General features: G+C 25.5%; 7 protein-coding genes, 1 pseudogene and 1 CRISPR repeat array. All 8 genes and pseudogenes read right to left on the bottom strand.

The features are described 5' to 3' along the window. A pseudogene (locus tag EV215_RS10650) lies at nt 1-156 on the bottom strand (IS30-like element ISCth2 family transposase); the annotation flags it as partial. Between the two features lie 90 nt (nt 157-246). Next, a CRISPR array of direct repeats spans nt 247-3,159; the repeat unit is 30 nt; unit sequence ATTTACATTCCACTATGGTCTTATTAAAAT. A 191-nt stretch (nt 3,160-3,350) separates the two neighbouring features. Beyond that, nucleotides 3,351-3,632: a CRISPR-associated endonuclease Cas2 gene (gene cas2 / locus EV215_RS10275; protein WP_134113926.1), complete on the bottom strand. Its 282-nt coding sequence runs from the start codon at nt 3,630-3,632 to the stop codon at nt 3,351-3,353. Between the two features lie 5 nt (nt 3,633-3,637). Further along, nucleotides 3,638-4,630: a type I-B CRISPR-associated endonuclease Cas1b gene (gene cas1b / locus EV215_RS10270; protein WP_134113925.1), complete on the bottom strand. Its 993-nt coding sequence runs from the start codon at nt 4,628-4,630 to the stop codon at nt 3,638-3,640. A 26-nt stretch (nt 4,631-4,656) separates the two neighbouring features. Further along, the gene (gene cas4 / locus EV215_RS10265) at nt 4,657-5,127 is read right to left on the bottom strand and encodes a CRISPR-associated protein Cas4 (protein ID WP_243832419.1); all 471 of its coding nucleotides are present in this window, start codon (nt 5,125-5,127) and stop codon (nt 4,657-4,659) included. A 42-nt stretch (nt 5,128-5,169) separates the two neighbouring features. Then, nucleotides 5,170-7,368, bottom strand: coding sequence for a CRISPR-associated helicase Cas3' (cas3, locus tag EV215_RS10260; protein ID WP_134113923.1), 2,199 nt, complete (start codon nt 7,366-7,368; stop codon nt 5,170-5,172). A gap of 9 nt (nt 7,369-7,377) precedes the next feature. After that, nucleotides 7,378-8,124: a type I-B CRISPR-associated protein Cas5b gene (gene cas5b / locus EV215_RS10255; protein ID WP_134113922.1), complete on the bottom strand. Its 747-nt coding sequence runs from the start codon at nt 8,122-8,124 to the stop codon at nt 7,378-7,380. After that, nucleotides 8,111-8,980 (bottom strand): type I-B CRISPR-associated protein Cas7/Cst2/DevR, encoded by an 870-nt coding sequence (gene cas7i / locus EV215_RS10250; RefSeq protein WP_134113921.1) that lies wholly within the window; start codon nt 8,978-8,980, stop codon nt 8,111-8,113. The genes cas5b and cas7i overlap by 14 nt, the downstream gene beginning before the upstream one ends. Beyond that, on the bottom strand, nt 8,980-10,647 hold the full coding sequence (gene cas8a1, locus EV215_RS10245) for a type I-B CRISPR-associated protein Cas8b1/Cst1 (RefSeq protein WP_134113920.1): 1,668 nt from the start codon (nt 10,645-10,647) through the stop codon (nt 8,980-8,982). Before cas8a1 ends, cas7i begins: the two co-directional genes overlap by 1 nt. Between the last annotated feature and the right edge of the window lie 8 nt (nt 10,648-10,655).

Raw genomic sequence — 10,655 nt, 5'->3', positions numbered from 1 at the left:
TGTTATTGTTTTAAATTCTTCTCTAAAGTTTTTTACTCCTATTTTTCTTTCTAATCTATCTAATGCTTTTATTACCGAGTTTTGTGTTTTATTAGGCAATATTTCTATTATTTCTTTTCTGCTTGTTCTTTCTGTTAAAACTAATAAAACTTTTCCTTCTTCTTTTTTTTAATTTCCATCTAATAACACTATCTTCTTTTTTATCTTTTCATTAGATCTATAATTTCCAAAAGAAATTGAAAATATATTTACATTCCACTATGGTCTTATTAAAATCTCTGATTTGATTTTTTCTTTCAATGTGTTTAGCTTATTTACATTCCACTATGGTCTTATTAAAATAAAAGAAGAAAATGACGTTAAAAGGACGTACAAATATTTATTTACATTCCACTATGGTCTTATTAAAATTCTGATTTGATTTTTTCTTTCAATGTGTTTAGTTCATTTACATTCCACTATGGTCTTATTAAAATGTTTCGAATGGAAGAAGATGATGAAGAGGAGTGTAATTTACATTCCACTATGGTCTTATTAAAATCTCTCTGATTTGATTTTTTCTTTCAATGTGTTTAGCTTATTTACATTCCACTATGGTCTTATTAAAATATTCTTTAATTGAAATCACTTCCAACTCTTCGATTGTATTTACATTCCACTATGGTCTTATTAAAATCGTAATTTTTATTTTTATTTTTAACAATGTACGTAACATTTACATTCCACTATGGTCTTATTAAAATAGATGGTATATATACAGTCTTTGATAATATCAATTAATTTACATTCCACTATGGTCTTATTAAAATCATTGATTTTGCACCTGCTAGAATAGTTAAAAAAGAATTTACATTCCACTATGGTCTTATTAAAATTTAAAGATGAGGAACTTGAAGATGAATTGGCTGAATATTTACATTCCACTATGGTCTTATTAAAATCTCGATGTTTTAAAAACGAGTAGACGAAGAAATAAAAAAAATTTACATTCCACTATGGTCTTATTAAAATCTGTCTTTAGGATGGATAGAGGATTTGGGGGTAGAAATTTACATTCCACTATGGTCTTATTAAAATCACAGATGTAAAAAAATTAAAATCAAGACTTGGTAAAAATTTACATTCCACTATGGTCTTATTAAAATCATTGATTTTGCACCTGCTAGAATAGTTAAAAAAGAATTTACATTCCACTATGGTCTTATTAAAATTGTCTTCTTTTTCTTCGTCCGGTAAAATGTCCCAATTATTTACATTCCACTATGGTCTTATTAAAATTATATGTCAACAGTTTTTTTTAAAAAAATAAAAAAATTTACATTCCACTATGGTCTTATTAAAATTCAAATCAGAGAGCTGGTATCGTCAAAATGTTCAAGATATTTACATTCCACTATGGTCTTATTAAAATATAATCTTCATTTTTATTTTTAATAATATACGAAGTATTTACATTCCACTATGGTCTTATTAAAATAGACTGATATCTGGTTCGTATTCCAAAAATTCGTCAAGATTTACATTCCACTATGGTCTTATTAAAATCGCAAGAATTGTTGGATACAAACGATTCATTCTTAGAAATTTACATTCCACTATGGTCTTATTAAAATTCATCTAATCTAATTTCAATACCTAAGTAATTTAATATTTACATTCCACTATGGTCTTATTAAAATTAAATTTGAATTTTTAAAAAACTATTGACATATATAATTTACATTCCACTATGGTCTTATTAAAATGGGACACATTGACGTACACCGAAAAAGAAAAGGTACTTATTTACATTCCACTATGGTCTTATTAAAATCGCATAATCCTCATTTTTATTTTTAATAATATACGAAGCATTTACATTCCACTATGGTCTTATTAAAATATTATTAATTGTTTATTTTAAAAGATTCTGACACACACATTTACATTCCACTATGGTCTTATTAAAATAAAATAATAATGTATACATGGAAAACTGAAGATATGTATTTACATTCCACTATGGTCTTATTAAAATAAAATAATAATGTATACATGGAAAACTGAAGATATGTATTTACATTCCACTATGGTCTTATTAAAATCCCGATACCAGTCTTCTGTTTTTAATGCGCTGATATCATTTACATTCCACTATGGTCTTATTAAAATGATGGTATAGGAGCAATGATAAATTATTATATAAAATTTACATTCCACTATGGTCTTATTAAAATGCCCCCTCCTCTTCGTCTACTTCGTCGATCCGGAATGATTTACATTCCACTATGGTCTTATTAAAATGCAAGAATTGTTGAATACAAACGATTCATTCCTTGAGATTTACATTCCACTATGGTCTTATTAAAATGATCTCTGATTTAATTATTTTTTTTAATGCACTTAAATCATTTACATTCCACTATGGTCTTATTAAAATAACCCCTCATCGAGATTAAGGATTGTACTCTTAATCTCAATTTACATTCCACTATGGTCTTATTAAAATAACAATTATATAGAATATGACAATAATTTTCCAGAAAATTTACATTCCACTATGGTCTTATTAAAATTGGCTGTCTCGATTGACAGAGGCGAGTAAATTAAATGAATTTACATTCCACTATGGTCTTATTAAAATTGTCCCAATTTGGGACAACTTCCCGAAACCAGTCTTCATTTACATTCCACTATGGTCTTATTAAAATTACAGTATAATTTTTTAAAAAACTATTGACATATATAATTTACATTCCACTATGGTCTTATTAAAATTCTCTGATTTGATCCTTTCTTTTAATATTGTTAAATCATTTACATTCCACTATGGTCTTATTAAAATCCCCGATACCAGTTTTCTGTTTTTAATGTGCTGATATCATTTACATTCCACTATGGTCTTATTAAAATCCCGATACCAGTTTTCTGTTTTTAATGTGCTGATATCATTTACATTCCACTATGGTCTTATTAAAATTTCAATGTTGCGTTCTTTGCCTTAGACCTTTTATAATTTACATTCCACTATGGTCTTATTAAAATTCTCCAATTTCATTTTCAAACATAGATGGTAAAATTGATTTACATTCCACTATGGTCTTATTAAAATTGTTCCAAAAAATATTTTCCAAAGTATCTTTTCTTTTTATTTACATTCCACTATGGTCTTATTAAAATCCATATATATTTTATACTATATTTTTATTAACTTTGCAACCCTATTTCTATCGTTCTCTAACTTTTTATATAATTCTTAACTATTTTTTTGTGTCTCATTTTCACATTCTAAACACAAAGTATTAATTTTATTGCTTCAAATAAAAACTGTCGTTCCCCTATGTTTTTTACACTATTACAGATCGACAGTTTTAAAAAAAATTCGATGTCTTATCATCTTCTAATCCCCAAAACTCCTTATCAAGCCATCTTTCATTTCTACTTTTAAATATTATTATAGAATCCTTATCTTTTCTTATATATTCATCTAGTTCATATCTCAATTTCACTATTTGAGCTCTTGACAACTCTCCTTCAAAAGTAGAGTTTTGTATATGATACATGTATTTTTTACATATCTTATATACATTTCTCAATACTTTCTGTCCAATAGCACTATCTAACTTTACATCATACACTAAAATAACATACAATTATATCACCACCATATTTTAAATCCTTCATAATTTTTTTCGCCTAATATATGTTTTATTATCTTATAACATTCTAAACGTATAAGGTATCTATAAGACACATTTTTCTTTAACACTTTGTGTCTTATTCTCTGTTTCAATCTACTGTCATACTTTTGTAATATCACTTTTCTAGCACTATCTTTCAAATAAAGAGAATTCATCTCCTTTTCAAAACTATCTTCATTTATCATATTTTTATTTAGTAACGAAAATATCATTCTTTCTCCTAATATAGGTTTAAATATCTCCGCTATATCAAGACTTAATGAAAATCTCTTAGTGCTTGGTTCATGTAAAAAACTAATTGTAGGATTAAGCTGAGTATGATATATCTCACTTAATACTGTTGTATAAACCAGTGAATTTACATACGACAATAGAGAATTAATCATATTATCCGGTGGATGTTTTACTCTCTTTTCAAAATTTATATCCTGATTTACTATCTTATTCCAAGCTCTATAATAGCCTTCACGGATATTCCCCTCTACTCCCATTAATTCATTAATCTCATTTTGCCTATCAAGATGTTTTCTTAAATTCTTAATTGTCTTTATCTCATCTTCTAAGTCTCTTCCTCTCTCATTATAATATCTTAGGTTTCTCTTTATATTATAACTTGCAGATTTTAAAACTTCTCTTGCCAGTTCTACTCTTTTTTCTTTACTTCTATAATGTTCTACCTGTTTTACCAATAAAGAACCTGATACTAACTTTTCTTTAGGATAATATGAGCCTGAATAAAATCCGTAATAATTGAAAAAATGTAAAATTATACTATTTTGTGATAAAAACGTCATCAATTTAGAGTTAACATTCACCTCTCCCATAATATAAATCTCTTTTACTGTTTCAATAGGAATTACTTTTTCACTTCCATCACAGGCTTTTACTATCAAATTATTATCTTTTCTTCGAAGCTCACCATTTTTCAGTAGATAATATGTATTTTTCATATTAATCACCATTCTTTAGATTTATTTTAGATGTAACATAATTCATAGTAAGAGCATTTTTTACATATCTTACTGTCAATGATACTTGGCATCTTTTGATCTCTTACTATTTTCTCTATTTCCAGTAATATTTTTTCTATCTCTTCTTCATCATCTTTATTTAGTTCTACGTCTACTCTCTTTTTTAATTTAGGATAATCAAGTATTGCCTTAATATCTTCCACTCCATGTTTTTTCAGATAATATATATAATACTTTACCTGCCATATAGAAGCCTCTTCCATACTATCTGATTTCTTTATTTCATGTATCACTTTACGATTCCTCATAAAATCAATATTAATAGTCTCATTTATCATTATATGTTTTCTATCTCTTTTATAGCTTTTTTCATCTATAAGTTTTCCTATTTCCACAGCTTCACTGTTACTCTCCATCTGTATCTCATTTCTAAAATACCAGAGTTTTCTTTTACATATGAAATAATAATAAAACATTATTCCTGTTATCTTTAAATTTTGTTTCATACCATCACCTGACTAACAATCGAAAGGATCAATTTTATTTTTTTTATTTTTAAAACTTACTCCTACATCCTTACTATACTCACAATCAAATATATACAATATTTCATACTTATTTATTTTTATCATTTCATCGTAAGTTCCATTTTTAAAAGCATAATATGGTATAGAAACTGAGAATTTTAATATCTCTATTTTAGCCAGCTCTTTCTCTCTTCTCAATGCTTTTCTCTCTTCTGCACTATTATCTTTTTGATTTACTTTTTCTAAAATTTCTAAATTTTCATCTATCTCTATTTTATTCTCTCTATAGATTTTTTTTGGAATTATTGTTACACTCTCTATATTTCTAAACATATTTCTTACTTCTGTTTTACTTTTTTCATAATCATCTATCTTCTTTACATATGAAATATTTTTTTTAATTAATTCATAATATTTTGTATCTTTTATTTTTTCAGTAGAATACACTCTATTTATTAATTCCAATTTCTTTTTTTCATCTATTTTTCCATCAACTTCTTTTAAAATATCCTTAGAAAATTGAAATATATCTCTATCTATTACTTGCCCTACTCCACTGCACTTTTTTTCTCCACCATTAAATACAAAACAATTATAAGTCTCTTCTTTAAACTCTCTTTTTCTATAACACCTTCCCATCCTTTGAAATAAACTATTCAAATCAGAGAGTTCTGTAAATAGCAAATCATAATCAATATCCAAAGAAGCTTCTACAATCTGAGTACTAACCCATATTCCATAATCTTTACTTTCTATCTTCCCAAGCTCTGTTATTCTCTTCTCTTTGACTTTTCTATCTTTTTTAATAAATCTACTATGTAAAAGTTCTACTTTTTCTATATTATTATCTATTAATTTTTGATACATCTCTTGTGCTTTTTTTACAGTATTACAAATTACTAAAATCTTATTCTTATTATATTTTTCTATTATATCCTCTGCATTTATCTCTTTTTCTTCTATTTTTATACTATGTCTAACTTTCTCATTTATAAAGTCTCTTTCTGCTCTTTTAAAACTTATTTTCTCTTCTTTCATAATATCAAGTAAAAATTCAGGCAATGTAGCTGTTAAGATTGCAAATTTCCCACCTAATCTACTTATATAGTACAATCCCAAGACTAAATAAGCTATTAAGTCATAAGAATACATCTGTATCTCATCTATTACTATTTTAGAATATGATAAAGTGGCTAAGATTGGTTCAAATCCTCTATATCTAAATACAAAATTAAATAACTGGTCTAATGTAGAAATTGTCAATGGCATTGATAGTTGTTTTGTCTTAGTATAATAATTTTCAATATCCAAATCATCTTCATTTAAATTTACATATTCACTATATGTATCAGAGTGTAAAACTCCTATTTTCTCTGAATAAGACTCTTCTATAATCTCATCTTTTATTCTTTCATATATTTTATTAATTGCAGTTTTAAGAGGTAATGTAAAAAATCCTTTATTATTCCCTATCCATCTTAATCCTGCCTCTGTTTTTCCCATTCCTGTTTGTGCTACTACTATTACATTTTCATTTTGATTTTTTCCCATAAATACCTGTAATTCATTCCATTTCACTTGTTTTTTCTCTCTCCAGCTATCTAAAGATTTATTTAAAAAAACATTTTCAATCTCAACTTTTATATCAGAACTTGCAGCATAATCTATCCGATTTAAAAGTCCTTTTATCATAATATATTTATAAAATAGTTCTTCATTTTCTTTCTCACGAATTCTGCTATTATTAAAATATTTAATACTTGGTTTTTTTAAACTTTCAATTTGAATTTTATCATAAACAAAATTCTTTATCTCTTCTTTCATTAAATCAAGCTCTTCTTCAAATTTTTCTAAATCATACTCTCCTCTTTCATGATGATAAGCTATTGCTTGTAGTAATACCCTTATCTCATCTATTTGGAATATATCTTTTAATCTCTTGGTATCAACAAATCCTATACTTAAAATATTGTGTGCTACCTCATCTTTATCTCTTTTCCCTGTTTTTAGTTTTTTTTGAAATTTTGAATTCATTTTTCCTAAATCATGATAAATACAGGCTAATTTTAAAATATCCCAATTTATTTCTAAATTGGGATATATATCTTTTAGTATATTATAGTTTTCTAATAATTTATCTGTATGTTCCTGTATTGTTTCTCTAGGATTTGATTTTGCTAAATAAAGCATATCTCCCCCTTATACTGCAAAGACGATTTTTTTATCACTATCTAATAGTATCTTTTCATTTTCCACGGCTAATACTCTTGAAGAGTAGACTACCTCTACTTTATTCCATTTCCTGATAACTCTATTTCTTCCATAATCTTTTTTTTTGTAATTTTTATTTAATTTATATCTTGTCCCTTGATTACTTGTTTTATTACCATTTCCTAACAGCATTATCTTTCCATCTTTTATCATTTTTAATGGAATATACACAGAGTAATTGTCACCTAGAGATAAATCTTCTTCTAACTCTTCTTCAAAAATCTCAACTATTTTTACCTCTCCTATTACCGCCAAATCTTCCCACCTACCCAAAGCTGGAAATATTTTAGGAAAGTCTAAACTATTTTTTATTTCTTCAATTAAATCCTGATTTTCAGGAATTATATGAATTAACAATTCTACATCTGTTAAAAGTTCTACTGTAGAAATACCTCTACATATTCCAAATTTATCTGCTTGTAATTGATGTCTGCCCTTATCAAATTCCATTCCATTTTTAAACTCATATCTTGTATATAAATCATTTACTTTTGAATGATATTTTCCCTGAATACTTATTTTCATCTCTTGATACTCTTTGTATCCACATAAATTATGTACCATTCCTATTACTGTGGAATAAGGTGGTAAAGGATAAGTTTCTTTTAACTGAAAACTTGAAGGAATCTTATAATTTACCATATTTTGATATAGTTTAATTCTAATTGCTTTCATAATACTCACTTACTTTTCCTTTTATTGTAGAGAAAAATTCAGGCATAGATTTTGCCTTTAATTCTTTTTTTATCTCTTCATCATTATCAAATTTCCCTTCAATTAATCCACAATAAGTATCATTTTTTATACTGTCAAATAACACCTCTTTTATAGAATTTACTAATATTCTATTATTTTTTATATCTAGTATATTTTGAAAAACAGGATTTTTTACATTATATACTCCACCTATTACAAATAAAGGTTTTAAATCTTCTCTTCTTCCTCTTATATCTCTATATAATAAAGCTATTGTATCAAGTAGTTTATTTACTCTTCTTGCTTTTTCTTTATTATCAAGACTTATATTATCATTTTCATCTATTCCTATTTTTTCCAAATCTGCTGTAATTGTATATTTATAATAAGAATGATGAATTTCAGATTGAGCTATATTCATTCCTTTCATTCCATCTTCATTTCTATCAGCTAAACCTTTATTAGTTAAAAAATCTAAATCCCCCTTAAAAGTTTCTAATGAAATTGCATTTGATAATCTCACTCTTGCTGACCTTGTTTTTCCATCTGAACCTTTTACTGTTTTCATATATCCAAAAAAATCTATTTCAGGATAATCTTTAATTGTAGAATCAGGATGAAATTGAACTACTTTTTTTTCAACCTTTACTTTTGCTTTTTCCTCTCCTAACTGCTCTATAATATTATATCTTATTGCCTGTCTTGAAATATAAGTATATTGCTCCCCTCTTCCTCTTGCCATTTTTTTTAAAGAAGCTACATTCCCTATCCCTTCACCATAATTTGCACTTTCCGCTTCAAATATCATCGATAAAATTAATCCTTTATTTTTCATTATTTACTCCCCCCATTATTTTTATCTTTTTCATTTATTAATCCACTTACAAAAGCATAGCCAATCGTTTTAAAATTCTCATCCGATTTCAAGGCTTCTATAAATATTTTAGGAACCGTTTTCCCTATATATAGATAACAATTCATTATTACATCCATAAACATATCTTTATTATTTGTTTTCAAACCATTTAATAATCTATAACAAATTCCACCTATTTTATTTTCAGAATTTCTATTTTCATATTCTGTTCTTAAAAAATATCCTTGCTTATTTGCACTATCAATAATATCTTTTTCTATATTTTCCACAAATCCCACTCCTTTTAAAAATTTAATATTGATATACATCATACTTTTTAAATGACTCATTTTATAATGAGCATCCACAGGTTTTGACAATTTTAAACTTAGTAATTTATGAATGAATAAAAATAAATTTTCTCCATTCATTATTTTTTTTAGAACTTCTTCATAAATATTAAAATAGGTATTTATTTCATTAAATCCAGTTTTAATTAGTTTATTCAAATCATCTCTTGAGCTTCTTAATACTTCTAGTAATTTTTTAGATAAAATATTAAATCTATATTTTTCTTCATCATATCTTACAAGTTGAATATCAGACAATTCATATTTTACCTTATCATTTATTTCTTCCTCTAAGGCTATAATCATAGCTCTATATGTAAGAGAATTATTTGTTTCGTGTTCTTTTAAAATTTCATCTCGTACTTTTTGATTTATATTTATAAGCGAATCAATATTTGAATTATCATTTATAAATATTCCCTTTGAATATACATAATTTATTCCAGCAGGAACACAAGAATAAATCAATTTGCAAATTGGACAAACTGCTACATCATTAGTAAAATTCCATACATGAGATGATTTTCTCTTTGTATCAAATCCTGTCGCATTTAAAAAACTCAAATCATTATTTAAATCTTTCATTTCTCTATCACATAAAAAACAATTATATTTAAATTTATCTTTTTTTACCTTATTATATTCTATTGTTGAATCTACAAAATATTTTTTATAATCAATATACATATCTTTTTCTTTGGTTCGAGCATTTAAAAAACATACTCCATTCCATCCATTTTTTATAATGTTGTACATTACATTTTTTCCTGCTAAGTATTTTTTTGATTCGTCCTCTTTAAAATAATTAATAATTTTTATTATTTTTTCTATCATTAATTTTATATTATTTAAAATATCTTGAAATTCTTGATTTTTTTTCAAATTAATTGTAGAAATTTCTTTTTCAGCTAATTTAATATCAAAATCATTATTTATTAAATCATAAGCTGCGATATAACTATTACTTTTTAAATATTTTTTCAATACATCTCTAATATAAGAGTTTAATTCTTCTAATGATTTTTCATTAAAATTTTGAAATCCATCTTCTTCCCAGTACTCTATTTTATTCTGAAAACTTATAATCTTATACCATGAGGTAAATTTTTCATACTTTTCAATAAAATATTTAAAATATTTCTCTTCAAAATTTTCTAATGAATTAATCTCAAATTCTAAAAAATTATCTTTTATCTGTACTTTATCTCCATTATGCTCTAATATATTATATAATCCTACTACTCCAGCATTATAAAGCCAATCAGATAACTCTATTTTTATTTTATTATCTTCCACTCTCTCAC

It is taken from the genome of Hypnocyclicus thermotrophus (assembly GCF_004365575.1).
Lineage (GTDB): Bacteria > Fusobacteriota > Fusobacteriia > Fusobacteriales > Fusobacteriaceae > Hypnocyclicus > Hypnocyclicus thermotrophus.
Note: the sequence above shows the minus strand (reverse complement) of the source record. Positions and strands in the feature narration are given on the sequence as shown.

Excerpts from the sequence above, each read along its gene's own strand:
- cas7i (WP_134113921.1), bottom strand. The coding sequence starts at position 8,980 with ATGAAAAATAAAGGATTAATTTTATCGATGATATTTGAAGCGGAAAGT.
- cas3 (WP_134113923.1), bottom strand. The coding sequence starts at position 7,368 with ATGCTTTATTTAGCAAAATCAAATCCTAGAGAAACAATACAGGAACAT.
- cas1b (WP_134113925.1), bottom strand. The coding sequence starts at position 4,630 with ATGAAAAATACATATTATCTACTGAAAAATGGTGAGCTTCGAAGAAAA.
- cas4 (WP_243832419.1), bottom strand. The coding sequence starts at position 5,127 with ATGTTTTATTATTATTTCATATGTAAAAGAAAACTCTGGTATTTTAGA.
- cas5b (WP_134113922.1), bottom strand. The coding sequence starts at position 8,124 with ATGAAAGCAATTAGAATTAAACTATATCAAAATATGGTAAATTATAAG.